This is a genomic window from Burkholderia pseudomultivorans (assembly GCF_001718415.1).
GTDB classification, from domain to species: domain Bacteria; phylum Pseudomonadota; class Gammaproteobacteria; order Burkholderiales; family Burkholderiaceae; genus Burkholderia; species Burkholderia pseudomultivorans_A.
Genome location: NZ_CP013377.1, coordinates 334,418 through 360,221, shown reverse-complemented (window position 1 = coordinate 360,221; position 25,804 = coordinate 334,418). Strand labels below are relative to the sequence as shown.

Below are 25,804 nucleotides of genomic sequence, written 5' to 3'. Positions count from 1 at the left end.
GCCGCATCCAAGCAAAAGGTTGTAGCAAATCTTTACACGATAGCGGCCGCGCGAACGACGCTGGCCGCCCGCGCGTTTAGTTCGCGTCGCTCAACAACACGCCTTTTTTGAAGATGAAACAGCCGTAGCCGCGCAGCTCGCCGGTGACGATCACCGCATACGCCTGCTGCGCGCGCTCGTAGAACGCGAAGCGATCGATGCCCGCCAGCGGCACCGCGCGTCCTTCCGCGCGGTCGATCTCGGCCTGCACTTCGCGCTGCACGGGCGGCACCGCCGCCGGATCGCCGACCACTCCCATCCGCCATGCGGGCGTATCGACGAAGGTGTCGAGCGGCAGCACCGACAGCACCGCGCGCACGACGCGCGCCGAATCGGCGCCGTCGATCCGCAGCGCGCGACCGACCACCGTATGCTGCGCGACGGATTCGGCCGGGAAGTTCGCGTCGCAGATCACCACTTCGTCTCCGTGGCCCATCGCGCGCAGCGCGTGGAGGATGTCGGCGTGCAGCAGCGGATCGAGATGCTTGAGCATGGGGGTAAGCCTCCGGTATCGGGAACGAACCGCGTAACGTTACCCGATCCCGGTCGCCGCGCCTACTTCGTGCGCGTCACGCCGCCGCGGCCGGCATTTCGTCGATGAAGCCCGTCACCGACTTCAGGCGGCCCGCCGCGTCGACGGTGCCGAAGTCCGAGCCTTTCACGATCGCCGCGCCGTCCGGCGATACCAGCGCCCACGAAAAGCGCAGGTGCTGGCCGAACGCATCGACGTCGGTCGTGCGGCGAAAGCGATACGCGGGAAAACGCGCCTGCACGGCCGCGATCATCGTGTCGATGCCCGCGTGGCCGTCGCCGGTCATCAGCGGATCGCGATACGTCGCGTCGCTTGCGTAGGTCGCGTCGATCAGCGCGCGCCGCCGCACGACGTCGGATTCGTTCCACGCGTCGAAGTAGCGGTCGATCAGGTCGGTGTGGGTGGACTGGACGGTGTTCATGCGAGGCTCCTGTGAGTGGATGACGGGACGACGTTGTCGCGAACGTTGCGAATCGCGTAACGTCATCGTCGCCGGCCTCGCGGCGGTGGTCGATTACGTCGCAGGTAAGCAATGTGCGGCGATGGGGGCGTCGCCGCGCGGGGTCGATGGTCTTGATGTCGCGCGTCAAGGTCGGGCTGTCGCTGCCGCTGGAATCCGCCTGACCGGCGCGCCGCCCGACACAGGCAAAACGGGCGCCCGCAGGCGCCCGTTCGCTCGCGCGTTGCGCCGGAACCGAACCGGCGACGCCGCGCGCGTCAGGTCACCGGCGCCGGATTGAACAACACGAGCGCATTCGCGAGCTTCCATTGCTCGGCCCACGTGCGACGCTTGCCGCTTGCGACGTCGAGCATCAGCCGGAACAGCTCCCAGCCGACGTCCTCGATCGTCGCGGCGCCGGTCGCGATCTGCCCCGCGTCGAGATCCATCAGGTCGTGCCAGCGGCGCGCGAGATCGCTGCGCGTCGCGACCTTGATCACCGGCACCTGCGCGAGCCCGTACGGCGTGCCGCGCCCCGTCGTGAACACGTGCAGGTTCATCCCGGCCGCGAGCTGCAGCGTGCCGCAGATGAAATCGCTCGCGGGCGTCGCCGTGTAGAGCAGCCCCTTTTGCCGGGCGCGCTCGCCCGGCCGCACGACGCCGGCGATCGGCGCGCTGCCCGACTTCACGATCGAGCCCATCGCCTTCTCGACGATGTTCGACAGCCCGCCCTTCTTGTTGCCGGGCGTCGTGTTCGCGCTGCGGTCGACACGGCCGCGCTGCAGATAGCGGTCGTACCAGTCCATCTCGCGGACGATCTCGCGCGCGACCTCCTCGCTCGCCGCGCGCGACGTCAGCTGCGCAACGCCGTCGCGCACTTCGGTCACCTCGGAGAACATGATCGTCGCGCCGGCGCGCACGAGCAGGTCGGCCGCGAAGCCGACCGCCGGATTGGCCGTCAATCCGGAGAACGCATCGCTGCCGCCGCACTGCACGCCGACCACCAGATCCGACGCGGGACACGTCTCGCGACGCCGGCGGTTCAGCCGTTCGAGATGCGATTCGGCCATCGTCATGATCGAATCGATCATCGACTGGAAGCCGACGTGCGCGGCGTCCTGCAGGCAGACGACGCCGCCGTTGTCCGGCTCGCCTTCGGCCGCGACGACCGGAATCGCGCCCGGCGGCAGCAGGCGGTCCGGCTGCAGCTTCTCGCAGCCGAGGCTGACCGTCATCACCTCGCCGCCGAAGTTCGGGTTCAGGCTGATGTTGCGCAGCGTGCGGATCGGGATGTCGGCGTCGGGTGCGTCGATCGCGACGCCGCAGCCGTACGTGTGCTCGAGCCCGACCACGTCGTCGACGTTCGGGTAGCGCGGCAGCAGTTCGGCCTTGATCCGCTTCACCGCGTGCTCGACGACGCCCGCCACGCACTGCACCGTCGTCGTGATCGCGAGGATGTTGCGCGTGCCGACCGAGCCGTCCGGATTGCGGAAACCTTCGAACGTAGAGCCTTCGAGCGGCGGCAGCGGCGGCGCGCGACGCGTCGCGAGCGGCAGGTTGTCGAGCCCCGGCGGCTCGGGCATCCGCATCGTGCGCTCGTTGACCCAGCTGCCGCGCCGCAGCTCGGTCAGCGCGTAGCCGATCACCACGTTGTAGCGGATAACCGGATCGCCGGCCGCGAGATCGGCGAGCGCGACCTTGTGCCCCTGCGGCACGCCTTCGCGCAGCGTCAGCCCGTCGGCGAACGTCGCGCCTTCGGGCAGGCCGCCGTCGTTGACTACGATCGCGACGTTGTCGTCCGGATGCACGCGGATATAGAGCGGGGAAGCAGTCATCGTCATTCCTGAAAGCACGTTTCGAATCGTTAGTCATCATACAACACAGCACGCGTACGACGCACAGTTCGTAAACCCTTATCCGGAAAGACCCTACCCATTTCCATCAAGCAAATCGCTTGCATGCGCTGTTTCCGTTGTTGTACGATGACATACAACGACATCGCCACCAAGGCTCGTATGCCGTTCCCGACGAACCCAGCACTCGCGCTAGACGGACGACCCAACCATGACTTCTCCGCAAGAACTCAAACAGATCATTTCCCACGGCCTGCTGTCGTTTCCGCTGACGGATTTCGACGCCGACGGCAACTTCCGCCCGACCACCTATGCCGAGCGCCTCGAATGGCTCGCGCCGTACGGCGCAAGCGCGCTGTTCGCCGCGGGCGGCACCGGTGAATTCTTCTCGCTCACGCAGCGCGAGTATTCGGACGTGATCCGCGTCGCGACCGAAACCTGCAAGGGCAAGGTGCCGATCCTCGCCGGCGCGGGCGGCGCAACGCGCGTCGCAATCGAATACGCGCAGGAAGCCGAGCGCCTCGGCGCGAGCGGCGTGCTGCTGATGCCGCACTACCTGACCGAGGCGAGCCAGGAAGGGATTGCCGAGCACGTCGAGCAGGTGTGCCGCGCGCTGAAGATCGGCGTGGTGGTCTACAACCGCGCGAACTCGAAGCTGAACGCCGACATGCTCGAACGCCTCGCCGACCGTTGCCCGAACCTAATCGGCTTCAAGGACGGCGTCGGCGACATCGAGAGCATGGTCACGATCCGCCGCCGCCTCGGCGACCGCTTCGCGTACCTCGGCGGGCTGCCGACCGCCGAAGTCTACGCGGCCGCCTACAAGGCGCTCGGCGTGCCGGTCTATTCGTCGGCCGTGTTCAACTTCATCCCGAAGACGGCGATGGCGTTCTACGAAGCGATCGCGAAGGACGACCACGCCACGGTCGGCCGCCTGATCGACGAATTCTTCCTGCCGTACCTGAACATCCGCAACCGCCGCGCGGGCTATGCGGTCAGCATCGTGAAGGCCGGCGCGAAGCTGGTCGGCCACGACGCGGGCCCGGTGCGCGCGCCGCTCGTCGATCTGACCGAAGAAGAAGTCGCGCAGCTCGATGTGCTGATCAGGAAGATGGGGCCGCAGTAAGCACGACGCGGCCGGTCGCGGCGCCATCGCGGCGCAGCGGCCGGCCTGCTTGCATCACCCGATGCCGCGCGGCTCGACGAGCCGGCGCGGCCGTCACATCCGCGCGATCGCGCCGATGATCCGGTAACGCGTATCGCGGAGCTTGTGCTCGGCGTCGTCGATTCCCTTTTGGTCCGACGGCGCGCGCCCGCGCATCGCCGGTCTCGCATCGAGAATCTGCTTCAGCACGTCGCGGTCGACGACCGCATCGAAGAGTCGGCCGACCGTGACCATCGCGTACTGCTTCGCGGTCGCGAGATGCGTGTTCGCCTGCGTGAGCGCTTCGGTGCGCTGCGCCGCGTCGCGCGCGTCGATGCTGCGGCGGTGCTTCAGCGCGAACACGACTGCCTGCATGTCGAGCCGGAAGCGCTCGACGACGACGCCGAAGACCAGCGAGTGTGCGTCGTGGCCCACGACGGGCCGCCCGCGATTGATCGTCAATTCGAATTCACTGCCGCCCAGTACGCGCTGCATCGCGAACAGCTCGTCGGCCAGCACGCGCCCTTCGCTGTATTCGCCGATCTGGGTGCGGACCAGTTTGGCGACGTCGCCGATCGTTTTCGGCAGCCCGGCCGCGAACAGGTGGTCGCCGCGTTTGCTGATGTTCATGAGTTCGGTTCCCTCGTTGTCATTTTGTCGATCTCTCAGGTTCGCCGGCGCGGTTTCGAATCGCGCGGCTTCGGTAATGTAGGGGAAAGTCGGCGCGCGGGGAAGATGGACGGTGCGATGGGGCCCGGGGGTGCCGCCTGCGAGGCATGGGCGTGGGGCGGCGTTGCACTGCGCCGGCGTGTGAGAGCGGGAGTTTCGGAGAGGGGTAACGGGTGTCGTTTATCGGCCCCGAGCGGCCGGTCGGCAAAGCGTCATGCAAGGCGCCTTCCAACGTGCACCGGCCGTTCGCGCGAGGCCTGCAGCGTAGCGGAATAGCCCGCATTCTCGTGCAAACGGATTTCATCGAGCCTTCGTGTCGTCGCTGAAAGCGCAATCCCGGCGCGGAGCGGGCTTCTTGAGCCGCGCCAAGGTGATCGATGTCAGGCCGAGGCCGCCGATGCATTGCGCCGCGCACCGCGCCGGTACAGTCCGAGCGTCGCGCAAAAACCGCAGAACGCTGCAAAACCCAGCCAGTAGCCGGGCGCCGCCCTGTCGTGGGTGACCTGGATCAAATACGTCGATACCGCGGGCGTGAAGCCGCCGAACAGCGCCGTTGCGAGACTGAACGCGAGCGAGAATCCGGCGACGCGCACTTCGACCGGCATCACTTCGGTGAGCGCGGCGACCATCGCGCCGTTGTACATGCCGAAGAAGAAAGAGAACCACAGCAGCACGATCAGCATGCGTGCGAAGCTCGGTGCATCGGTGAGCCATGAAAGCGCCGGATACGCCGTGAAAATCGCGAGCACGGTAATGCCGAGCAGCAGCGGCTTGCGGCCGACACGGTCGGAAATCGTGCCGCCGATCGGCAGCCACACGAAGTTCGACACCGCGACGAGCAGCGTCACCATCAGGCTGTCGGCGGTCGACAGCTTGAGCACCGATTTGCCGAACGTCGGCGTGTAGACGGTGATGAGATAGAACGTGGTGGTCGTCATCGCCGTGAGCAGCGCGCCGGCAACGACGACGCGCCAGTTGCGAAGCAGCATGCTGAACACCTCGCGCGCCTGCGGACGGTGACGACGCGCCTGGAATGCGGCGGTTTCCTGCAGAGAACGGCGCAGCAGGAACAGGAACGGCACGATCGCGCAGCCGATGAAAAACGGCACCCGCCAGCCCCATGCGCCGATCTGCTGCGCGGTGAGCCATTGGTTCAGGCCATAGCCGATGGCCGCCGCCATGAGGATGGCCACCTGCTGGCTGGCGGACTGCCAGCTCGTATAAAAGCCCTTTCTGCCGGGCGTCGCCATCTCGGCGAGATAGACCGACACGCCGCCCAGTTCCGCGCCGGCCGAAAAGCCCTGCAGCAAGCGCCCGACCAGCACGAGTACGGGCGCGAGCAGGCCGATCGTCGCGTAGCCCGGCACACCGGCGATCAGGATCGTGCCGCTCGCCATGATGGACAGCGTGACGATCAGCCCGGTGCGCCGCCCCACCTTGTCGATGTAGGCGCCCAGGAAGATCGCGCCGAGCGGACGCATCAGGAAGCCCGCGCCGAACACGGCGAAGGTAAGCATCAGCGACGCGAACTCGCTCGTCGACGGGAAGAAGACCTTCGAGATCGATGTCGCGTAGAAGCCGAACAGAAAGAAATCGAACTGTTCGAGGAAATTGCCGCTCGTGACGCGCAACACGGCGGCGGCGCGGGTCATGGGCGAGCCGCCGGACGTGCCGGCAATCGGTTCCGTGGGGATCATGCTGTCGTCTCCTGCTTGTCGTGTAATGAGGGGCGCACTCGGCGCCCTGTCGTTGCTAGTCGGAACCGAGGTTCAATGAATGGCGTTGCCGCTTGTCGATCGACGACTTGAGCAGCGCGGCCGAACGGAAAACGCCGTGCGCGAACTTGCCGTAGGGAAGCGTGGCAAAGAGCGCCATGACGATGCCCAGGTGGACTGCGAGCAATGACGGCATCGCGGCCGTCGCACGCAACGCGAGCAGCGCGAGACCGGATGCGCTCGTCAGCAGCAGCAGCGCGATGAAGCCGCGATCCATGGGACGCTGGCGCGTATCGCCGCGCTCGGGATTGCGCGTCAGATTCAGCCACAGGAGGCCTGCCGGCCCGACTATCAGCCCGATACCGCCCGCTGTACCCAGCAACACCGGCGCGCTCACGAACGGATACGGCGCTTCGCGCCCGAACAGGTAGTGATAGAGGGTTGCGACCGCCGTCGCCGCGAAGCAGAGCATGAAGCCGTAAAACGTCAGGTGATGAAAACGGCGCCGCGCGAGCGTGAACGCGTCGCTTGCTTCATTGCAGCCGTCGCCGTGGCCGCCATCGAGATATTTGAGCGTCAGCGCATGCTTCGCGGCCTCCCTGACGGCAGGCGCGCTCGCGCTCGCCGTTCCCGCCGCCGCGTCGCGCCAGAAGCGCGTGACGCCGACGCCGAGCGCGAGAATCGCGAACAGGAAGACCGCACCAAACATCGTCGCGAGCAGATTGTGCGGGAAGATCGCATAGAAGCTGCCCGACGGGACTTCCGCCGAAAGGCCGCCACGCAGCGCCGTGCCGAGCAGCAGAAAGAGTGCGAGCCCCGCCGCCAGTGCCACGGATAGCGTCAGCCCGTTGCGCTTGTACAGCGCGCCGAACGCGCGGGGAAACGCGTATTCCGTGTAGGTTTCGAGCCGCACTTGCGCCATTGCCTTCGGCACGTTCACGGCGAATTCGTGCGGCGGCGCGTACTGGCATGCGTGATAGCACGCGCCGCAGTTGTGGCAAAGATTCGCGAGATAGTGGACGTCCGCCTTGCCGAATTCGAGCCGGCGCGTCATCGCCGGAAACACGGCGCAGAAGCCTTCGCAATAGCGACACGCGTTGCAGATCTGCATCTGCCGCGCGACTTCGCTTTCGCTGTCGCTCATCGGCAGGATCGGGATCACGCGCGGGCTCGTGGCCGGCGCCGTTCGTTCCGCCTCGATCGACGCCGCCGTGCGCGTGCGTTCGGATACGAGCGCATCAAGCCGCTGCATGGCAAGCCTCCGTTGTATTGAGTGCGGCGCGTGCGGCTTCTGTACCGGCGATACGCCCGAACGCCGTGCCGATCGACATGCCCACGCCTGCCGTATAGCCCTTGCCGAGCACGTTGCCCGCCATCATTTCGCCGGCAACGAAAAGGTTCTCGCTCGGCTCGCCGCCGAAGTGAACCTGCGCGCGGTCGTTGGTCCTGAGACCGAGATAGGTGAAGGTGATGCCCGGTCGCAGCGCGTAACCGTAAAACGGCGGCGTATCGATGCGGCGCGCCCAATGGGTCTTGGGGGGCGCGAGGCCTTCGGTATGGCAGTCGTCGAGCGCCGTGTGATCGAAGGTGCCGACCCGGCATGCGTCGTTATAGCGTGTGAGGGTTTCCATGAAGCGCGCTTCGGGCAGCTTCAGCCTGCGCGCCAGTTCCGGCAGGCTGTCAGCCTTTTCGCCCGGAAACACCGGCGGCATGAAGCGGCCAATCGCTTTGGCGTCGATGATCGAATAGCCGATCTGCCCCGGCTGATGCGCGACGAGCCGGCCCCAGATCGCATAGCGCTTGGGCCAGAAATCCTCGCCTTCGTCGTAGAAACGCTCCGCCTCTCGATTGACCACGACACCGAGCGACACGCAGTCGATACGCGTGCAGATGCCGCCGTCATACAACGGCGCGCGCGCGTCGATGGCGACGCAATGCGACTGCGACGGATCACCGATCATGTCTGCGCCCGCGTCGATCATGTGCTTGATGAGCACGCCCGTATTGAAGCGCGTGCCACGAATCAGGAAGTTGTCGGCGGGCCATTCGCCCCGCTCGTTTTGCCCCCACGCCTGCCGCAACCATTCGCGGTTCGATTCGAAGCCGCCCGCCGCCAGTACGCAGGCGCGCGCTTCGAAACGCTGGCGGCCGCTGCGCGCCGCGATGAAACGTCCGCCGTCGAGTTCCAGCTTATCGACGGGCGTGTCGTAGCGGATGTCGACGCCGAGCGCTTCGGCGCTGCGGTAGTACGCGTTGACGAGCGCCTTGCCGCCGCCCATGAAGAATGCGTTCGTTCGGGCGACATGCAGCGCGCCGGACAGCGGCGGCTGAAAGCGCACGCCGTGCTTGTGCATCCACGGCCGGCAAGTGGACGACGCGCGAATCGTCAGCCGAGCCAGATGCTCGTTGGTGATGCCGCCGGTGACCTTCAGCAGGTCCTGCCAGAATTCCTCCTCCGGATAAGCGTCCACGAGGACATCCTGCGGCGCGTCGTGCATGCAGCGCAGATTGCGCGTGTGTTGCGAGTTGCCGCCGCGCCATTCGCGCGGCGCGGCTTCGAGAAGCAGGACCGACGCGCCCGCCTCGCGCGCCATCAATGCGGCGCATAGCGCGGCATTGCCTCCTCCGATTACGAGCACATCGACCATTAGAGCTGTCTCCTTTCGGATGCATCCTAAGGATCTCGTGCCCGTCGCGCCATCAGCGCGCCGTCAAGTGGTCTTCAGTTTTTGTGAACCCTGTGGCATGTGCAGCCGCGCGCCGGGCCAGCGGCCTTCGCTCACCAGTTGCCGGGCGACGTCGGCAAGCACCACGCGCGCGGCGAGACCGGCGGGAGACAGTTCGTCGTCGGAGATGCTGGCAATCATGTTGGGGCGCGTGGCGTATTTCTCCGCGACGGGCACGCTCTTGAGCATCGCGTTCTCGGCCCGCGCGAGTGCCGCGCCCGGCTGTATCGTGGCGCCGATTCCCTTGCGCACCGCATCCATCAGCAGTGCCAGCCCGTCCACTTCGGCGACGATGTTCGGCTCGTATGCGGCACGTGTGAACGCGGATGACAGCAGCGAGCGAAGCCCGTGCGTGCCGCTCGGGAGAATGAGCGGAAGCTTGCCGAGATTTTTCAGCCGGACGGACGCGCTTGTCGGCATCCCCTCGAGGTCGCCCGCACCGATGATGAACAGCCGCTCGTCCAGCAGCGACATCACACTCCAGCGTTGCGCGGGTTCGGCGCGAAACAGGACGGCGAGATCGATCTGGCGTGCGCTCAGCATGGAGGCGAGGTAACCCGAAAGACTTTCAACCAGGTGCAGCCGTACATCGGGATAACGCGCGCGCATCGCCTGCATGAACGCGACACCCAGCACGCTCGCCGTGCTCGGCGCCATGCCGACGCTCACATGGCCCGACAGACGGGCGGAGCGCGCAGCGAGCGCGGCCGCGTCGATATGACGTAGCGCCAGTTGCGCCTGGCGCCAGAAAGCGAGACCGGCGTCGGTCGGCACGACGCCGGCGGACGTACGTTGCAGCAGGCGTGTGGACAATTCGCCTTCGAGACGGCTGATCTGCTGGCTCAACGCCGAAGTGACCAGGCCGAGTTCCAGCGCGGCCTTGCCCATGCTTCCGTGTTCCACGACACTGAGGAAATAGCGTAGTTGTCTGAGTTCCATCCGACGATCGGCCAGGGAGAATCGGCAGCCATTTTCGCAGATCAGCCCTCGCAACGTCCTGGATCAAACGCGGATAAGCCCGGCGCGCTGACGATGGCGCCGCCGAAACCCCGCCGGTCAACGCCCTCCCGACCGCCGCGAGTCGGGCACGAAGTGCGCGAACGATCCGTCTCCATACGCTCGCTCGACCTTCGATACGACGACGTGATATCCGCCGTACCACTTACGGAATTGTCGCTTCGCGTCGAGATGCTGCGGCGCGGTCGCAAATGCCTTCAGCGATGCTTCGTCGCGCCAGTAGTAGCTGGCATTCACGAGCCGCCCGTCGGCCGACCGCCAGGATTCCGCGCCGACAAAGCCCGGCAGACTCGCCGCCACGCCGTCGATGATGGCGCTGAGGCGATGGAACTCCTCGTCGACTTCGCCGGGCTTGTAGATGAACGCTGCGATGTACATCCAGGATTCTCCATACGTTGGGAGTACGACTCGCCGTCTGCCGCTCAGACGGGACGAGACATCACCGCCAGCCGAACGGCCAGCAGCACGAGCAGCGCGGCCAGTCCGCGAGACTGCAGCTTCGCCGCGCGCGCATGGCGGCCGAGGAAGCGGCGCACCGTGCCGCCGACACTGCCGAGCAGCGCGTGAAACACCGTGCTGATCGCAGTCAGCACACAGCCGAGCACGATCAGCTGATGCCCGACCGCGCCCTTGCCGGGATCCGCGAACTGCGGCAGAAAAACCATGAAGAACAGCAACGCCTTCGGATTCAGCAGGCTGTTCAGCATGGCGCGCACGAACACCGCGCGCAGCGTCGCCTGGGAAGCAGCGACACGACCCAGTTCACCCGGTCGACGCATCGCCTTGTAGGCCATCCACAGCAGATAGGCCGCGCCCGCATAGCGGATCAGGTCGAACGACGGCGGCCATGCGGCGACCATCGCCGTCACGCCGGTCGCCGTCAGCAGCGTGAGGACCAGATCGGCGAGGCCGATACCGAGCGCCGCCGCCGCGCCGCCGCGAAGTCCGTAGGCCATGCCGTGCGCCATCACGAAGGCCATGTTGGGGCCCGGAGACAGCAGCAGCGCCATGACCGCGCCCGCGAAGATCAACAAGGTGGATGTCTCGATCATGCTGACAGGTATTTGCGTGAGTGGAAGTCGCAGCGTAATCTCTGCCAGCGATACAAACAAAAAATTGTTCTAGATACATGCCATGGCCGAGCCTCGATACAAATCCATCGTCGACGATATGGTCGGCCGCATTCGGGCCGGCGCACTGCCGCCCGGCACGCAGCTGCCCACCGTCCGCGCACTGATGAAGCAGCACGGCGTCGCGTTGGCCACCGCGTCGCGCGTGTATGGCGAACTCGAAGCGATGGGACTGGTGGTTGGCGAAGTGGGGAGAGGCACGTTCGTGCGCGACACCTCGCTGCCGCGCGGACTCGGGCTGGAGCAGAATCCCGCGCGATCCGGCGCAATCGACCTGACCTTCAACTACCCGTCGCTGCCCGGTCAGGTCGAACTGCTGCGCACGGGGCTGCGCGGTCTCGCCGCGTCCGGCGATCTCGATGCGCTGCTGCATTCCGCGCCGCAAGGTGGACGCAGGCACGAACGGCAAACCGTTGCGAAACATTTGCGCAACCGCGACATCCGCGTCCCCGGCGAACAGGTGCTGATCGTCAACGGAGCGCAACAGGGGCTGGCCGTGACGGTCATGGCGCTTCTCGAACCCGGCGACATTCTCGCCATCGACGCGCTGACCTACCCCGGCATGAAAGCGCTGGCGCAACTGCACCGGCTCGACCTGGCGCCGCTGCCGTCACGCGCGGGAGGCGGCCTGGATCTCGACCGGCTCGATGCACTCTGCCGGAGGCGCCCCGTGCGCGCGCTCTACACGATGCCCACGCTGCACAATCCGCTCGGCTGGGTGATGAGCGAGCCGGACCGGCTTCGCCTCGCCGAACTCGCCGAACGTCACGACTTTCTCGTCATCGAGGACGGCGCCTACGCATTCCTGGCCGAACCCGCGCCGAAGCCGGTCTTCACGCATGCGCCGGAGCGCACGGTCTACGTATCGGGGCTGTCGAAAAGCGTCGCGTCGGGCTTGAGAGTGGGCTTCGTTGCGGCGCCGGCGCGCCTGATACCGCAACTCGAGCGGGCGATCCGCGTGTCGACATGGAACACGCCGTCGCTCACCGTTGCCCTGGCGTGCCAGTGGATCGAAAGCGGAGTCGTCGACACGCTCGAGGACCGAAAGCGCAAGGATGCGCGGCGCAGACAGACGCTGGCGCGCCGCATTCTGCGCGGCGGATCGATCGTCGCGCACCCGACGTCCTACTACTTGTGGCTCGAAATGCCCGACGACCTGCGCGCCGACCGTGTCGCGGCCGATCTCGAGCGGGACGGTGTCCTCGTGACGACAGCCGAGCCGTTCTCGACGACGCCGAATACGCGTCACGCCCTTCGACTGGCGCTCGGCTCGCTGTCGCTCGATGCGCTCGGCGATGCGCTGCATAAAGTGCGCCGGGCCGTGATCGGCTGACAAGCGGAACCGACCACCCGGTCGATCCCGCCTCGTCGTTTCCAGCGCTCGTTTCGGCGCCCGACCGGCGCGCCGAAACGTCCCTTCATCGCATCACTCCGCCTTGCCGTCCCGCAGCCGCGGAATCGCAAGCGGATTGTCCTGCTGCAGCGCTTCCGGCAGCAGCTCGTCCGGGAAGTCCTGATAGCACACCGGCCGCAGGAACCGGTCGATCGCGGTCGCGCCGACCGACGTGACGGCCGGGTTCGACGTCGCCGGGAACGGGCCGCCGTGCACCATCGCGTCGCAGACCTCGACGCCGGTCGGGAAACCGTTGACGAGCAGACGCCCGGCCTTGCGCTCCAGGACCGGCAGCAGCCGGCGCGCAAGCGCCGTGTCGCCGGCATCCATCTGCAGCGTGGCCGTCAGCTGGCCTTCGAGCGCATCGAGCACGCGCGCGACTTCGTCGAGATCGCGGCAGCGCACGATCAGCGACGCCGGCCCGAACACCTCGTGGCCGAACGCAGGCTCGGCGAGGAACGCCTGCGCACCGACTTCGTACAGCGCGCCGCCCGCCTGACACTCGGTCTGCGCGGCTTCTCCCGCGCCGATTTCACGCACGCCCGGCAGTTCGGCCAGCTTGCCGCGACCGTTGCGGTACGCATCGGCGATGCCGCGCGTCAGCATCACGCCAGCCGGCTTCTTCGCGAGCGCCTGCGCCGCGGCCGCCTCGAAGCGATCGAGATCAGGGCCGTCGATCGCGAGCACGAGGCCCGGATTCGTGCAGAACTGGCCGACGCCGAGCGTCAGCGATTCGACGAAGCCGGTCGCGATCGCGTCGCCGCGCGCAGCCAGCGCGGCCGGGAACAGCACGACCGGGTTGATGCTGCTCATTTCCGCATAGACGGGAATCGGCTGCGGCCGCGCGTTCGCGAGCTGCACGAGCGCCATTCCGCCCTGCCGCGAACCGGTGAAGCCGACCGCCTGGATGGCCGGATGGCTGACGAGCGCCGCGCCGATCACGCGGCCGGGGCCGATCAGCAGCGAGAACACGCCCGCCGGCATCCCGCATTTCGCGACCGCGGCGCGGATCGCGCGGCCGACCAGTTCGGACGTGCCGAGGTGCGCTTCGTGCGCCTTCACGATCACCGGACAGCCGGCCGCGAGCGCCGACGCCGTGTCGCCGCCGGCCACCGAGAACGCGAGCGGGAAATTGCTCGCGCCGAACACGGCGACGGGCCCGAGCGCAATCTTCTGCAGCCGCAGGTCCGCGCGCGGCAACGGCGTGCGCGTCGGCTGCGCAGGGTCGATCGACGCGGCAAGGAAGCGGCCGTCGCGCACGACGCGTGCAAAAAGGCGCAACTGGCCGACGGTGCGCGCGCGCTCGCCCTGCAGCCGCGCGACGGGCAGGCCGGTTTCGGCATGCGCGCGCTCGATCAGCGCGTCGCCGAGCGCGACGATCTCGTCGGCGATCGTCTCCAGCAGCGCCGCGCGCGCCGCGAGCGGCTGCGAGCGGTAGGCATCGAACGCGTCGCGCGCGAGCGTGCACGCACGATCGACGTCGGCCTGCGTCGCGACGCCGAATGCCGGCGCATCGATCTGCGCGCCCTTCGACGGATCGAACGCGTACAAGGTACCGGCCGAGCCGGCCACCGCGTCGGCGCCGATCAGCATCTCTCCTGTCAGTTGCATGGGTGTGCTCCGTGGTTCGGGTAAGGTTCGGACATTGTAGCCCAACAGATACGATGTCTGCCGACATCATTTTACTCGGCCCGGGCGAGGCCAGCCGCCCCGGCCATCGTCTTGAAATCCTTATCGGGTCAATAATTTCACGGAATTCTTACCGTCTTGCGTCACCGGCCCAGAGGGAAAACCCGAGTTCCCCGTCGTCGACGGACACCCATAAACTTCGCCCATGTCATACGACGACGTACCTTAAAGTGTCCAATCAGTCCTCCTCTCGAGATCTTCCGGCCGATCTCGCGGCCACCGCGCGCCGAACCGCCGTCCGCTACTGGATCCTGGCGATGCTGTTCATCGTCACAACGCTCAACTACGCGGATCGCGCGACGCTGTCGATCACCGGCACGCCGATCCGCAAGGCGTTCGGCATCGATCCCGTGACGATGGGCTATATCTTCTCGGCGTTCAGCTGGGCCTACGTGCTCGCGCAATTGCCGAGCGGCTGGCTGCTCGACCGCTTCGGCGCGCGGCGCGTCTATGCGGCCAGCATCTTCCTGTGGTCGGCGTTCACGCTGCTGCAGAGCACGATCGGCCTCGGCGGCAGCGCCGCGTTCGCGGTGGCCGCGCTGTTCGCGATGCGCTTCGCGGTCGGCATCGCCGAGGCGCCTGCGTTCCCGGCCAACGCGAAGGTCGTCGCGAGCTGGTTCCCGACCGCCGAGCGCGGCACGGCGTCGGCGATCTTCAACGCCGCGCAGTATTTCGCGGCGGTCGTGTTCTCGCCGCTGATGGCGTGGCTCACGCACGCGTACGGCTGGCACCACGTCTACCTGTGGCTCGGGCTCGCCGGCATCGCGCTCGCGCTCCTGTGGCTGCGCGTCGTCCGGGATCCGGCCGATCATCCGGCCGTCAATCGCGCGGAACTCGAGCATATCGAACAGGGCGGCGGCCTCGTCCGGTCGGCGCCGCGCGGCCGCGGCGCGAAGCTGGAAGGCAATCGCGTCGCGGGCTGGTACTACGTGCGCCAGCTGCTGTCGAACCGGATGCTGATCGGCGTCTACCTCGGCCAGTACTGCGTGAACGTGCTCACCTACTTCTTCCTCACGTGGTTCCCGATCTATCTCGTGCAGGCGCGCGGCATGTCGCTGCTGAAGGCCGGCTTCATGACCTCGCTGCCCGCGATCTGCGGCTTCCTCGGCGGCGTGCTCGGCGGGATGCTGTCGGACGCGCTGATCCGCCGCGGCGTGTCGCTGACGCTTGCGCGCAAGATCCCGATCGTCGGCGGGATGCTGCTGTCGATGGTCATCATCGGCTGCAATTACGTCGACAGCGAAGCGCTGGTGATCGTGCTGATGGCCGTGTCGTTCTTCGGCAAGGGGATCGGCTCGCTCGGCTGGGCCGTCGTCGCGGACACCGCGCCGAAGGAAGCGATCGGCCTGTCGGGCAGCCTGTTCAACATGTTCGGCAACACGGCCGGCATCGTCGCGCCGATCGCGATCGGCTATCTGGTCGGCGCAAGCGGCTCGTTCAACGGCGCGCTCGTGTTCGTCGGGCTCAACGCGCTCGTGACCGTGTTCAGCTATCTCGTGATCGTGAAGGACATCCGGCGCGTCGAATTGCGCCATCGGGCGGGCTGAACGCGCGTCGCGCCAGGCGGCAGGCCGGCTGGCCGGCTGGCGCCAAACCATCGTTCGGCCGTCGCCCGCACGCCACCGCACCACACTGCGCCGCAACGCTTACCTCGCAGGTAATGCCCGACGCGCGCCGGATTGCTTATCATCCGGAGCATGAACTCGACTGCCGCCCTCCATGCGATTCCCCCGTCCGCCGGCCGCGCGTCCGGCGTCGGCCCGTTGCTGCGCACCTGGCGTCAGCGCCGGCGCCTGAGCCAGATGGCGCTCGCGCTCGACGCGGAGGTGTCCGCGCGCCATCTGAGCTTCGTCGAATCGGGCCGCGCGCAGCCGAGCCGCGAGATGGTGCTGCATCTGGCCGAGCGCCTCGACGTGCCGCTGCGCGAACGCAACGCGCTGCTCGTCGCGGCCGGCTATGCGCCGCTGTTTCGCGAGCGGCCGTTCTCCGATCCGCAGCTCGACGCCGCGCGCCACGCGGTCGAAGCCGTGCTGCGAGGTCACGAGCCCTATCCGGCGCTCGCGGTCGATCGACACTGGACGCTGCTCGCCGCCAACCGGATGCTCGGCGCGCTGGTCGCGCAGGCCGACCCGGCGCTGCTGCAACCGCCCGTCAACGTGCTGCGGCTGAGCCTTCATCCGGAAGGGCTCGCATCGCAGATCGTCAACTGGCACGAATGGCGCGCGCACATCCTGCATCGTCTGCAACGGCAGATCGACGCGAGCGGCGACCGCACGCTGCATGCGCTGCGCGACGAACTCGCCGCGTATCCGGCGCCGGCCGGCCAGCCCGACGACACGCACGCGCGCACCGACCACGCGGATATCGCGGTGCCGCTGCGACTGCGCACCGCCGCCGGCGAGCTGACGTTCTTCAGTACGACGACGGTGTTCGGCACGCCGGTCGACGTCACGCTGTCGGAACTGGCGATCGAGGCGTTTTTCCCGGCGAATCCGGAGACGGCGGAAGCGATGCGGGCGCTGGCGGACGCGCAGCAGGCGTAATAGCGGGCGCATATAGAGCGTGCGGAACGTCCGCCGAGACGAGCGCGAGGCAAGAGCAAACCGGCGCTAACGCGTCGCGTCCAGAAACGCGATCGCCTGCCCGCACGGGCGGCCGTTCAGCGCGCCATCGCGCACGACGACCTCGCCGCGTACGACCGTATGTATCGGCCACCCCATCACCGCGCAGCCGTCGTAAGGCGTCCAGCCGCTGACGCTCGCGATCCATTCGTCGCGGATGATGCGGCGCGCCTTCAGATCGACGATGCTGAAATCGGCATCGTAGCCCGCTGCGATACGCCCCTTGCCTTCGATGCCGAACACGCGCGCCGGCCCGCCGCTGGTCAGGTCGACCAGCCGCGCGAGGCTCAGCCGCCCCGCATGCACGTGATCGAGCATCAGCGGCAGCAGCGTCTGCACGCCCGTCATGCCGCTCGGCGACTGCGGATAGGGCCGCGCCTTCTCTTCCCGCGTATGCGGCGCATGATCGCTGCCGAGCACGTCGACCACCCCGTCGCGGATGGCCTGCCACAGCGCGTCGCGATGACGCCGCTCGCGCACCGGCGGATTCATCTGCGCGAACGTGCGCAGGCGCTCGTAGCATTCGGGCGCAACGAGGCTCAGGTGATGCGGCGTGACCTCGACCGTCACGCGCCGCCGGTGCTGCGCGAGCAGCGCCATTTCCTCCGCGGTGGACACGTGCAGCAGATGCAGCCGGCGGCCGGCGTCGGCGGCCAGCTTCACGATGCGCCGCGTCGCCGCGAGCGCGCTCTCCTCGTCACGCCAGCGCGGATGATCGCGTACGTCGCCGCTGGCTTCCACCAGCGCCCGGCGCGCGCGCAGCCGCGCTTCGTCCTCCGCATGCACGGCCATGCGCCGCCGCCCGTGCCGCAGGATGCGACGCAAGACGGTTTCGTCGTCGGCCAGCAGGTCGCCGAACGAACTGCCCATGAACACCTTGACGCCCGCGCAGCCGGGCAGGTTCTCCAGCATCGCCAGCCGTTCCGCGTTCACCGCCGAGCCGCCGACGTAGAACGCGTAGTCGCACCATGCGCGATCGCGCGCCCGCTCCAGCTTCGCGCGCAGATCGTGCTCGTCCAGCGTCAGCGGATCCGTATTCGGCATCTCGAAGATCGCCGTGACGCCGCCGAGCACCGCGCCGCGCGTGCCGGCCTCGAACGTTTCCTTGTGGGTCAGGCCCGGTTCGCGAAAATGCACCTGGCTGTCGATCACGCCCGGCAACACGTGCAACCCCGTCGCGTCGAGCACGACGTCGGCGCTCCACGTCGCGCGCAGCGCTCCCAACGCGACGACACGGCCGTCCGTGCACGCGACGTCGATGCGCTCCGCGCCGCCGGGCGTGATCACCGTGCCGCCGTGCACGAGCAGGCGTGCATGGCGCCGGGCCGCTGCCGCGATGCCGTCGCGTGACGGCCGGTCGTGCGCTTCCATCGTTCAGAACTCGTTCTGGATATGCTTGTAGCCGAGCACCAGCGCGTTGTTCGTGCGTGCGACGTCTTCGGAGAACTCGCTCGCATCGGTCGTCACCTGCGGCAACGCGGCGAGATCGGTTTCCGGCCCGATGCGCTCGGTCGACCGGACATGGAAGCCCGGCGGCAGATGGCAGCCGTCGACCACCGCGTTGTAGCGCACGACGCAGCCGTCGTCGATCGTGCAGTTGAACAGCACGCTGTTGAAGCCGACGAACACGCCGTCGCCGACCTTGCACGGCCCGTGCACGATCGCGCGATGGGCGATCGAGGTATGCCGGCCGATGGTGACGCGTGCGCCCGACTTCGAATGGATCACGACGCCATCCTGAATGTTCGAGTGCGCGCCGATCACAATCGGTGCGATGTGGCCGTCGCGATCCGTCTCGTCGGCGCGAATCACCGCGTACGGACCGATGAACACGTTCTCCTCGACGATCACGTTGCCGCACAGAATCGCGGTCGGATCGACGAACGCATCGGGATGAATCTGCGGCAGGTCGCCGCGCGGGTTCTTTCGGATCATCAGGGTTCTAGCAGGAAAGGAAGCGTGCCGCGCGCGAGCCGCTCGAACAGGCGCGGGTCCCGCCACTGCGCGACGACGGCCGGCGCAAACTCGATTGCGTGCATATCGATGCGGCCCATGCGCGGATTGAAGGCGTCGTCGCGAAAACACTGCGCATAACCGGTGTCGGTCTCGTGCACGACGACCGAATGCAGCCGCACGTCGGCTTCGCCGTTGCTCATCTCGGCTTGCGACAGCGCGGCGTCGACGAGCCGGAACAACACGCGCGAGAACTGCTCCGCGCTCGGCGAGACGGGAAGCATCACCCATCGCTCCGAATGCCGGCGCAGCGCTTCCAGATAGTCGGGATCGTCGCCCGACCACAGCGTCACCGCATGGCCGAATGCGTCGATCAGGTCGCGCACGTCGCCCTTGAGCAGGCCGAAGTCGTAGACCATCTGCCCGTGGTCGAGCGCATGCGCTTCGAGCAGCAGTTCGACCTTGTACGAGTGGCCGTGGATCGAATGCGAACAGCGCCGCGTGCTGCAGCCGCGCACGATGTGCGCATTCTCGAACCGGAACAGTTTGCGGATCAGCATGCCGTGCGCTCCGCGACCGATCGCGCGCCCTGCGTCGACACGCGCGTCATGCGGCAACCCCAGCGGGCCGCGACGCGGCCCATGCCACCGCATCGTGCGGATGCAGGCTTTCCAGATGACGCACCTGGACGCGCGCATCCGCGTGAACGCGGTCGAGCGCCGCCTGGACGCGGCGCGCAGCATCCTCGACGAACATCAGGTTCCGGCCGTTCAGCACCGCGAACGCCTGTTCGTCCGCGCGCTTGACGGCGGTCTGCACCGGCGTGCCGAGCGCATGTTCGACGCGATCGATCAGCTCGAGCAACCCGAGCGTCGCGCGATCGTCGGCGATACCGACCTCGACCACCGCTTCGCTGCGCTGGCTGTGCGGCGTGGCGTCCGTCGCATGCCGCCGCAGCCAGGCGGCGACGGCCGCCGGCTCCACGCGATCCTCTGCGCCGAAGGCCGCGACGAACGCCTGCTCGATCCAGTGCCGCGACAATGCGGCCGAACACGGACACGTCGACGAATAAACGATCGTGACCTGCGCACGCAGCGTGAATACGTCGCCGGCCAGCATCGCGTCGAGCCGGACCGGATACGACTTCCATCCGGCCAGCCCGTCGGTTACCAGCGCCGGACGGCGCGCGAGCAGATCGAAATGCAGCCGCAACCGCGCGCTGCGCGTGTCGCAATCGCGATGACTGTCGATCATCGCCTGCAGCGCTTGCCGCAAGCCGGCCGGCGACAGCGCGTCGCCATCGCCGAGCGCATCGAGCAGCCGGTACAGCCGCGACATGTGGATGCCCTTCACGTGCGCCGCCGGCAGATCGACCTGCACGTCGGCGCGCGCATGCACGTTGCGCGCGCAACCTTGTTCGGCTACGACGACGGGCAGGTCGATGCCCTGCATGCCGACCCATTCGAGCGGGCCACCGGCCGGCGCGACATCGGCAATCGAAATATCGGGAAGTGCTGCGGTCATGCGAGGGTCTGCTTTGCGTATGGATCGATCGATGCGGGCGGTGCGGGTGTCAGGTCAGGACCAGTCGCGAAACGGGTTGTCCCAGGTGGTCCACTGTTCGGGGCCGGCGGCCATTTCGCCGTCGGTCAGCAGACACGCATCGAAGCGCGCGCGCAGCGCGGCTTCGTCCATGTCCATGCCGATCAGCACCAGTTCCTGGCGCGCATCGCCGACGCGCTCGTCCCATCGCGCGCGGATCTGCGCGACGGCGTCCGGATCCTCTGGCCAGCGCTCGGGCGGCACGGCGGCCCACCAGTAGCCGGCCGGACCGTGCCGCGCGACCGCGCCGGCCTGCGACCACGACCCGGCCACGGTCGGATGGGTGGCCAGCCAGAAGAAGCCTTTCGAGCGCACCACGCCCGGCCACTCGCTTTCGACGAGTGCGAAAAAGCGCTGCGGATGGAACGGCCGCCGCGCGCGATACACGAAGCTGCGAATCCCGTATTCGTCGGTCTCGGGCGTATGCGTGCCGCGCATCTCCTGCAGCCAGCCCGGCGCACGCGACGCCGCTTCGAAATCGAACAACCCCGTATCGAGCACGCGGTCGAGCGGAACCTTGCCGAACTCGGCGATCTCGATCCGCGCGCGCGGATTCAGCCCGCGCAGCAGCGCGACGAGGCGCTCGCGTTCGTCGTCGCCGATCAGGTCGATCTTGTTGATCACGATCACGTCGCAGAACTCGATCTGGTCGATCAGCAGGTCGACCACCGTGCGCGCGTCTTCTTCGCCCATCGATTCGCCGCACGCCTGAAGGCTGTCGCGCGACGCGTAGTCGCGCAGGAAATTGAACGCGTCGACTACCGTCACCATCGTGTCGAGCCGCGCGACTTCACCGAGGCTGCGGCCGTCCTCGCCTTCGAACGTGAAGGTCTCGGCCACCGGCAGCGGCTCGGAAATGCCGGTCGATTCGATCACGAGCTGGTCGAATCGGCCTTCCCGCGCGAGCCGGTCGACCTCGATCAGCAGATCCTCGCGCAGCGTGCAGCAGATGCAGCCGTTGCTCATCTCGACCAGCTTCTCGTCGGTGCGCGACAGCCCCGCGCCGCCTTCGCGCACGAGCGCCGCATCGATGTTGACCTCGGACATGTCGTTGACGATGACCGCGACGCGCCGGCCTTCGCGATTGTTGAGGATATGGTTCAGCAGCGTCGTCTTGCCGGCGCCGAGAAAGCCGGACAGGACGGTCACGGGAAGCCGCGTGGACGGCGGGAGTGAGGTGCTCATCGGGCGATTCCGGAAGAGGAAGGGGAAGACAGGACGATATATGGTATCGCAACGATATAACATATCATTTTGTCTGTCCAGCTAGCCGGTTAGAAATCGGCCGATCAGCGGCAGGCGGTAAAACCAGGGATGTCGCGCGCGGCCCGCGATGGGCGAACCGCGCGCTGCGTCGTCACGTATAGAGCGATGCCTGCGGCAACACGCCCGTCAGCGCGAACCGTCCGACGTCGCGCTGCCGATAGTCGAGCGGATCGTGCAGCGTATGCGTACGCGCATTGCGCCAGAAGCGGTCGAGCCCGAGCGAGGCGGCCGTCGCGCGCGCGCCGCAGGCGTCGAACAGCGCTTCGCCGTTCGCCAGCGCCGCGCGCTGCGCGACGATCTTCGCCTCCGACACGGCCAGCGCCGCTTCGGCGCGCCCGTCGGCCGTCAGCGCGTCGTGCTGCGTCCACGCGCGCTGCAGCGCGGCGGCCGCGCGATCGGCGAGCGCCGCGGCCGCCACCGCCTGGATGCGCATGTCGCCGAAGCGCTGCAGCGTATAAGGATCGTCACTCGCACGCTCGACGTCCGCCTGAATCCACGGACGCCCGTGCTTCAGCACGTAGTCGCGCGCCTCGCTGAGCGCGCCTTCGGCGAGCCCGACGAACAGGTTCGTCAGCACCAGCTGCGATACCAGCGTGCGCAGCGTCGCGCGCGGCGTCGGCGGCGTTTCCGAACGATGCAGCACCTCGTCCGGCGCCAGCGTCACGCGGTCGAAGCGCACGCTGCCGCTGTCGGTCTGGCGCTGGCCGATCGGATCCCAGTCGTCGTTGACGGTGATCCCGTCGCGATCGGTCGGCACCACGCCGAACACGGTGCGGCCCGTGTCCGGATCGTGCGCGGACACCGTCATCCGCTGCGAGCCGCGCGTGCCCGAGCAAAAGCCTTTCACGCCGTCGAGACGGTAGCCGCCGTCCGGCGTCGCGGTCGCGACGAGCCGCGTGTCGAGCGGATTGACCGCATTGCCCCACCACCAGCGCTGCTCGACCGTGCCGCGCAGATAGCGTTCGCGCTGCGCCGGATTGCCCCACACGTCGACGCTGACGACCTGCAGGCACTGGAAGCCGACCAGATGCGCGAGCGCGCTGTCGACGCGCGCGATCTGGCGGATCGCATCGTAGATCGCCGGCCATTCGGCTTCCTGCCCGCCGAACGCGCGCGGCACCGCGAGCGTCAGCAGGCCCGCCTCGGCGAGCCACCGCTTTTCCTGCGCCGCATGGCCGCCGGTGCGGTCGCGTGCCGCGGCGCTCGCGCGCAGCGCGTCGATCGCGCGCGCGAGCGCATCGCGATCGAACGCCGAGGCCTCGGTATCCGGCGCGAGCGTCGCCGGGCCGCGCGGATCGTTCATGCGACGGCTTCCTGTGCGACGGTCTCGCCGGACAGCGGCACGAGCGCAGCGAGCGGGCGGCCGGTCAGCCGCGACAGGATCTCGCGCCGCCAGTCGTCGTAGATCGCGCGATAGTCGGCGATGTCCGCGCCGAACACGTGCGCGGTGTGCGCATATTCGTCGTGCAGATAGCCGTCGAGTCGCGCCTGCATTTCCTCGTCCGCCGCGATCACGCAATCGATCAGCGCATCGCGCTCGGCGGGCGGCAGCTTCGTGAGCGTGTCGAACCACCACTGCACGATCTGCACGCGATGCCATTCCTCATCGGGCCGGATCCGGTTCTCGCCATACTCGCGCATCGCGCCGTCGGCGATGCGGCCGGTCTTTCGCTGGATCCACAGCTTCGCGAGGATATGCAGCTCGTAGTGCCATTCGAACGCGAGAAAACCCGCGACGTCGCGCACCGCGATATCGCCGATGCGCGCCCAGTGCGCGCCGACGAGCCGCTCGACTTCCGGCAGCGGATCGCGCCCGGTCAGTTCGGCCACGCGTTCGCGGCCGATCACCGCATGCGCGCCGTCGTCGCCGAGCTGGCGCGACAGGATCAGCTGGAAATGCGGATCGTCGCGGAACAGCGTGTCGATCGCCTTCGCGACGACCTGCACGATGAACAGGTCGTGCGACGCCATCTTCGTGTAGTAGTCGGCGACGGCGGCCAGTTCGGCCGCGCCGCGCGGCTCGCGCGGCGGCGTCGCGAGCTTGTCGGGAAAGTCGGGACGATGGCGTCGCGCCACGTCGATAAACAGCGCTTCCTCGAATTGTCCGTTCCACGCGCGCGGCGCGCCGATGGGTAGAGTCATGATGTTCGGTTCCAGGATCGTTGATGAGGCGAGCAGACGCTCGTGACGTCGCTCAGGCACGCCGGGTCACGCGTCGGACCAGGCGGTCGCCCGTGATTTGCACGGCCGAGACGAGCGCGATCAGGATCACGATCACGGTCGCCATGACGGTGGTGTCGAAACGCTGGTAGCCGTAGCGGATCGCGAGATCGCCGAGGCCGCCCGCGCCGACGGCGCCCGCCATCGCGGTCGAGCCGATCAGCGCGACGACCGTGATCGTGAAGCCGCCGAGCATGCCGGGCAGCGCCTCGGGCAGCAGCACGTGCCACACGATATGGCGGCGCTTCGCGCCCATCGCGAGCGCGGCCTCGATCAGCCCGCGGTCGACTTCGCGCAGGCTCACTTCGGCGATCCGCGCGAAGAACGGGATCGCGGCGATCGACAGCGGCACGACGGCGGCCCATACGCCGATCGTCGTGCCGATCAGCACGCGCGTAAACGGCAGCAGCGCGACCAGCAGGATGATGAAGGGCGTCGAGCGGAACACGTTGACGAGCGCGCCGAGCACCGCGTTCAGGCCGCGCCGCTCGTAGATGCCGCCGGGCGCGGTCGTCACGAGGATCACCGCGAGCGGAACGCCGATCAGCGCGGCGATCGCGGCCGACGCGGCGACCATCGACAGCGTGTCGCGGATCGCGTCGAGCAGTTCGGGCCACCACAGCTCAAACATAGCCGAGCACCTCCGCATGATTCGCGTGGCGGCGCGCGCGTTCGAGCAGCACGGCGACCGCGCCGCGTGCGGGCGCGACGCCGGCATCGTCCGCGCGCGGCGGCGCCGCCGCGATCACGAGGCGCCCTTGCGCATGGCCCTGGATGCGCTCGATGCCGCCATGCAGGAACCGCACCGAGCCGCCGAGCGCGGCCGCGAGCGCGCCGACGTCCGGCTCGCCGCCGCTCTCGCCCGTGTAGCGCACGTCGAGCACGACCTGCGCGCCGTCGGGCAGCGCGGCCTGCCCGGACAGCGGCTGCACGCGCGCGGCGAGTTCGGCCGGCAGGTCGTGCACGAGCGTGCTGAGCAGCGCGCGCGTCGCGCCGTGCTGCGGATTGCCGAACACGCGCCATACGGGGCCCGTTTCGACGACCTCGCCCTGCTCGATCACCGCGACCGTGTCGCACACCGCGCGGATCACTTCCATTTCATGCGTGATCAGCACGATCGTCAGCCCGAGACGGCGATTGATGTCGGCGAGCAGCGCGAGGATCGACTGCGTCGTCTCGGGATCGAGCGCCGAGGTCGCCTCGTCGCACAGCAGCACCTCGGGATCGTGCACGAGCGCGCGCGCAATGCCGACGCGCTGCTTCTGGCCGCCCGACAGGCTGGCCGGATACGCGTCGCGCTTCGCGGTCAGCCCGACGAGTTCGAGCAAGGCGTCGACCTTGCGCGCCCGCTCGGGCTTCGGCACGCCGGCGATCTTCAGCGGCAGCGCGACGTTGTCGAACACCGTCTTCGCGGACAGCAGGTTGAAGTGCTGGAACACCATGCCGGTGCGGCGCCGCAGCGCGACGAGCCCGTTCTCGTCGAGCGCGCCGACATCGACGCCCTGCACGCGCACGCGGCCCGAACTCGGGCGTTCGAGCCCGTTGACGAGCCGCAGCAGCGTCGACTTCCCGGCGCCGCTGCGGCCGATGATGCCGAACACCTCGCCGCGCCGCACCTCGAGCGTCACGTCGCGCAGCGCGGCGGCCTGGCCGCGCGGCGACGCGAACACCTTGCCGACGTGTTCGAACGACACCGCCGCAGCGCCGTCCGGCGCCACGCGATGCGCGTCATCCACGTCGCGCGCTGCAGCGGCCGATGCCTCGACGAAACCCAGCGTATCGAACAATTGCGTCAT

24 protein-coding genes are annotated in these 25,804 nt (G+C 67.9%); 4 read left to right on the top strand and 20 right to left on the bottom strand.

Going from position 1 to position 25,804, the window contains the following annotated elements:
• Positions 1–76 precede the first annotated feature (76 nt).
• The 3 genes from WS57_RS01570 to garD all read right to left on the bottom strand — a co-directional run bounded on the left by WS57_RS01570 (position 77) and on the right by garD (position 2,845).
• Positions 77–532, bottom strand: coding sequence for an RbsD/FucU family protein (locus WS57_RS01570; protein WP_069243656.1), 456 nt, complete (start codon positions 530–532; stop codon positions 77–79).
• 76 nt (positions 533–608) lie between these two features.
• On the bottom strand, positions 609–992 hold the full coding sequence (locus WS57_RS01565; protein WP_069243655.1) for a nuclear transport factor 2 family protein: 384 nt from the start codon (positions 990–992) through the stop codon (positions 609–611).
• A 296-nt stretch (positions 993–1,288) separates the two neighbouring features.
• A complete protein-coding gene (gene garD / locus WS57_RS01560; RefSeq protein ID WP_069244324.1) occupies positions 1,289–2,845 on the bottom strand; it encodes a galactarate dehydratase in 1,557 nt (518 codons plus the stop codon).
• Between the two features lie 229 nt (positions 2,846–3,074).
• On the opposite strand from garD, the gene kdgD reads away from it, so the two are divergent.
• Entirely contained in the window at positions 3,075–3,989 is a 915-nt protein-coding gene (gene kdgD / locus WS57_RS01555; RefSeq protein ID WP_040130964.1) for a 5-dehydro-4-deoxyglucarate dehydratase, read from the top strand.
• A gap of 93 nt (positions 3,990–4,082) precedes the next feature.
• Here kdgD and WS57_RS01550 read toward each other — a convergent pair whose 3' ends face one another.
• From WS57_RS01550 to WS57_RS01520, 7 genes are all read right to left on the bottom strand, one after another.
• Positions 4,083–4,637 carry a hypothetical protein gene (locus WS57_RS01550; protein WP_040130963.1) on the bottom strand — a complete coding sequence of 185 codons (555 nt, stop codon included), beginning with the start codon at positions 4,635–4,637 and terminating at the stop codon, positions 4,083–4,085.
• A gap of 419 nt (positions 4,638–5,056) precedes the next feature.
• Positions 5,057–6,373, bottom strand: a complete 1,317-nt coding sequence (locus WS57_RS01545) for an MFS transporter (protein ID WP_069243654.1) — start codon at positions 6,371–6,373, stop codon at positions 5,057–5,059.
• A 55-nt stretch (positions 6,374–6,428) separates the two neighbouring features.
• Positions 6,429–7,643: a tricarballylate utilization 4Fe-4S protein TcuB gene (tcuB, locus tag WS57_RS01540; protein ID WP_069243653.1), complete on the bottom strand. Its 1,215-nt coding sequence runs from the start codon at positions 7,641–7,643 to the stop codon at positions 6,429–6,431.
• Complete coding sequence (gene tcuA, locus WS57_RS01535; RefSeq protein ID WP_059516093.1) at positions 7,630–9,039, bottom strand: FAD-dependent tricarballylate dehydrogenase TcuA; 1,410 nt, start codon at positions 9,037–9,039, stop codon at positions 7,630–7,632. The genes tcuB and tcuA overlap by 14 nt, the downstream gene beginning before the upstream one ends.
• A gap of 63 nt (positions 9,040–9,102) precedes the next feature.
• Positions 9,103–10,056 (bottom strand): LysR family transcriptional regulator, encoded by a 954-nt coding sequence (locus tag WS57_RS01530; protein WP_059516092.1) that lies wholly within the window; start codon positions 10,054–10,056, stop codon positions 9,103–9,105.
• A gap of 117 nt (positions 10,057–10,173) precedes the next feature.
• The gene (locus WS57_RS01525) at positions 10,174–10,512 is read right to left on the bottom strand and encodes an antibiotic biosynthesis monooxygenase family protein (protein ID WP_009690025.1); all 339 of its coding nucleotides are present in this window, start codon (positions 10,510–10,512) and stop codon (positions 10,174–10,176) included.
• 44 nt (positions 10,513–10,556) lie between these two features.
• Entirely contained in the window at positions 10,557–11,186 is a 630-nt protein-coding gene (locus WS57_RS01520; protein ID WP_059606205.1) for a LysE family translocator, read from the bottom strand.
• A gap of 82 nt (positions 11,187–11,268) precedes the next feature.
• Here WS57_RS01520 and WS57_RS01515 point away from each other — a divergent pair, with 82 nt between their 5' ends.
• Complete coding sequence (locus tag WS57_RS01515) at positions 11,269–12,597, top strand: PLP-dependent aminotransferase family protein (RefSeq protein ID WP_059516091.1); 1,329 nt, start codon at positions 11,269–11,271, stop codon at positions 12,595–12,597.
• 93 nt (positions 12,598–12,690) lie between these two features.
• Here WS57_RS01515 and WS57_RS01510 read toward each other — a convergent pair whose 3' ends face one another.
• A complete protein-coding gene (locus WS57_RS01510) occupies positions 12,691–14,268 on the bottom strand; it encodes an aldehyde dehydrogenase (NADP(+)) (protein WP_040130955.1) in 1,578 nt (525 codons plus the stop codon).
• 248 nt (positions 14,269–14,516) lie between these two features.
• Between WS57_RS01510 and WS57_RS01505 the strand changes: the two genes are divergently transcribed.
• Entirely contained in the window at positions 14,517–15,893 is a 1,377-nt protein-coding gene (locus WS57_RS01505) for an MFS transporter (protein WP_069243652.1), read from the top strand.
• Between the two features lie 150 nt (positions 15,894–16,043).
• Positions 16,044–16,889: a helix-turn-helix domain-containing protein gene (locus WS57_RS01500; RefSeq protein ID WP_009690031.1), complete on the top strand. Its 846-nt coding sequence runs from the start codon at positions 16,044–16,046 to the stop codon at positions 16,887–16,889.
• A 66-nt stretch (positions 16,890–16,955) separates the two neighbouring features.
• Here the strand turns inward: WS57_RS01500 and WS57_RS01495 are convergent, their stop codons facing one another.
• The 9 genes from WS57_RS01495 to WS57_RS01455 form a co-directional block, all read right to left on the bottom strand.
• Complete coding sequence (locus WS57_RS01495; protein WP_059606200.1) at positions 16,956–18,338, bottom strand: dihydroorotase; 1,383 nt, start codon at positions 18,336–18,338, stop codon at positions 16,956–16,958.
• A gap of 3 nt (positions 18,339–18,341) precedes the next feature.
• Positions 18,342–18,902: a putative hexapeptide repeat protein gene (locus tag WS57_RS01490; protein ID WP_009690034.1), complete on the bottom strand. Its 561-nt coding sequence runs from the start codon at positions 18,900–18,902 to the stop codon at positions 18,342–18,344.
• Complete coding sequence (locus WS57_RS01485; protein ID WP_069243651.1) at positions 18,902–19,480, bottom strand: 6-pyruvoyl trahydropterin synthase family protein; 579 nt, start codon at positions 19,478–19,480, stop codon at positions 18,902–18,904. The genes WS57_RS01490 and WS57_RS01485 overlap by 1 nt, the downstream gene beginning before the upstream one ends.
• A gap of 46 nt (positions 19,481–19,526) precedes the next feature.
• Positions 19,527–20,444, bottom strand: coding sequence for a GTP cyclohydrolase FolE2 (gene folE2 / locus WS57_RS01480; RefSeq protein ID WP_069243650.1), 918 nt, complete (start codon positions 20,442–20,444; stop codon positions 19,527–19,529).
• A 54-nt stretch (positions 20,445–20,498) separates the two neighbouring features.
• Positions 20,499–21,707 (bottom strand): zinc metallochaperone GTPase ZigA, encoded by a 1,209-nt coding sequence (gene zigA / locus WS57_RS01475; RefSeq protein ID WP_208610297.1) that lies wholly within the window; start codon positions 21,705–21,707, stop codon positions 20,499–20,501.
• A gap of 172 nt (positions 21,708–21,879) precedes the next feature.
• Entirely contained in the window at positions 21,880–23,091 is a 1,212-nt protein-coding gene (locus WS57_RS01470; RefSeq protein WP_069243648.1) for an acyl-CoA dehydrogenase family protein, read from the bottom strand.
• Entirely contained in the window at positions 23,088–23,930 is an 843-nt protein-coding gene (locus tag WS57_RS01465) for a hypothetical protein (protein WP_069243647.1), read from the bottom strand. Before WS57_RS01465 ends, WS57_RS01470 begins: the two co-directional genes overlap by 4 nt.
• Positions 23,931–23,982: 52 nt before the next feature.
• Positions 23,983–24,639, bottom strand: coding sequence for a methionine ABC transporter permease (locus WS57_RS01460; protein WP_009690187.1), 657 nt, complete (start codon positions 24,637–24,639; stop codon positions 23,983–23,985).
• Positions 24,632–25,804, bottom strand: a complete 1,173-nt coding sequence (locus WS57_RS01455; RefSeq protein WP_059516099.1) for a methionine ABC transporter ATP-binding protein — start codon at positions 25,802–25,804, stop codon at positions 24,632–24,634. Before WS57_RS01455 ends, WS57_RS01460 begins: the two co-directional genes overlap by 8 nt.

Bases quoted from the DNA above. Each gene is read 5' to 3' on its own strand.
- WS57_RS01465 (WP_069243647.1), bottom strand. From the start codon at position 23,930: ATGACTCTACCCATCGGCGCGCCGCGCGCGTGGAACGGACAATTCGAG.
- WS57_RS01565 (WP_069243655.1), bottom strand. From the start codon at position 992: ATGAACACCGTCCAGTCCACCCACACCGACCTGATCGACCGCTACTTC.
- WS57_RS01500 (WP_009690031.1), top strand. From the start codon at position 16,044: ATGAACTCGACTGCCGCCCTCCATGCGATTCCCCCGTCCGCCGGCCGC.
- WS57_RS01525 (WP_009690025.1), bottom strand. From the start codon at position 10,512: ATGTACATCGCAGCGTTCATCTACAAGCCCGGCGAAGTCGACGAGGAG.
- WS57_RS01515 (WP_059516091.1), top strand. From the start codon at position 11,269: ATGGCCGAGCCTCGATACAAATCCATCGTCGACGATATGGTCGGCCGC.
- WS57_RS01530 (WP_059516092.1), bottom strand. From the start codon at position 10,056: ATGGAACTCAGACAACTACGCTATTTCCTCAGTGTCGTGGAACACGGA.
- garD (WP_069244324.1), bottom strand. From the start codon at position 2,845: ATGACTGCTTCCCCGCTCTATATCCGCGTGCATCCGGACGACAACGTC.
- WS57_RS01545 (WP_069243654.1), bottom strand. From the start codon at position 6,373: ATGATCCCCACGGAACCGATTGCCGGCACGTCCGGCGGCTCGCCCATG.
- WS57_RS01570 (WP_069243656.1), bottom strand. From the start codon at position 532: ATGCTCAAGCATCTCGATCCGCTGCTGCACGCCGACATCCTCCACGCG.
- WS57_RS01460 (WP_009690187.1), bottom strand. From the start codon at position 24,639: ATGTTTGAGCTGTGGTGGCCCGAACTGCTCGACGCGATCCGCGACACG.
- WS57_RS01485 (WP_069243651.1), bottom strand. From the start codon at position 19,480: ATGCTGATCCGCAAACTGTTCCGGTTCGAGAATGCGCACATCGTGCGC.
- WS57_RS01510 (WP_040130955.1), bottom strand. From the start codon at position 14,268: ATGCAACTGACAGGAGAGATGCTGATCGGCGCCGACGCGGTGGCCGGC.
- tcuA (WP_059516093.1), bottom strand. From the start codon at position 9,039: ATGGTCGATGTGCTCGTAATCGGAGGAGGCAATGCCGCGCTATGCGCC.
- kdgD (WP_040130964.1), top strand. From the start codon at position 3,075: ATGACTTCTCCGCAAGAACTCAAACAGATCATTTCCCACGGCCTGCTG.
- WS57_RS01455 (WP_059516099.1), bottom strand. From the start codon at position 25,804: ATGACGCAATTGTTCGATACGCTGGGTTTCGTCGAGGCATCGGCCGCT.
- WS57_RS01550 (WP_040130963.1), bottom strand. From the start codon at position 4,637: ATGAACATCAGCAAACGCGGCGACCACCTGTTCGCGGCCGGGCTGCCG.
- WS57_RS01520 (WP_059606205.1), bottom strand. From the start codon at position 11,186: ATGATCGAGACATCCACCTTGTTGATCTTCGCGGGCGCGGTCATGGCG.
- WS57_RS01490 (WP_009690034.1), bottom strand. From the start codon at position 18,902: ATGATCCGAAAGAACCCGCGCGGCGACCTGCCGCAGATTCATCCCGAT.
- folE2 (WP_069243650.1), bottom strand. From the start codon at position 20,444: ATGACCGCAGCACTTCCCGATATTTCGATTGCCGATGTCGCGCCGGCC.
- WS57_RS01470 (WP_069243648.1), bottom strand. From the start codon at position 23,091: ATGAACGATCCGCGCGGCCCGGCGACGCTCGCGCCGGATACCGAGGCC.
- tcuB (WP_069243653.1), bottom strand. From the start codon at position 7,643: ATGCAGCGGCTTGATGCGCTCGTATCCGAACGCACGCGCACGGCGGCG.
- WS57_RS01495 (WP_059606200.1), bottom strand. From the start codon at position 18,338: ATGGAAGCGCACGACCGGCCGTCACGCGACGGCATCGCGGCAGCGGCC.
- zigA (WP_208610297.1), bottom strand. From the start codon at position 21,707: ATGAGCACCTCACTCCCGCCGTCCACGCGGCTTCCCGTGACCGTCCTG.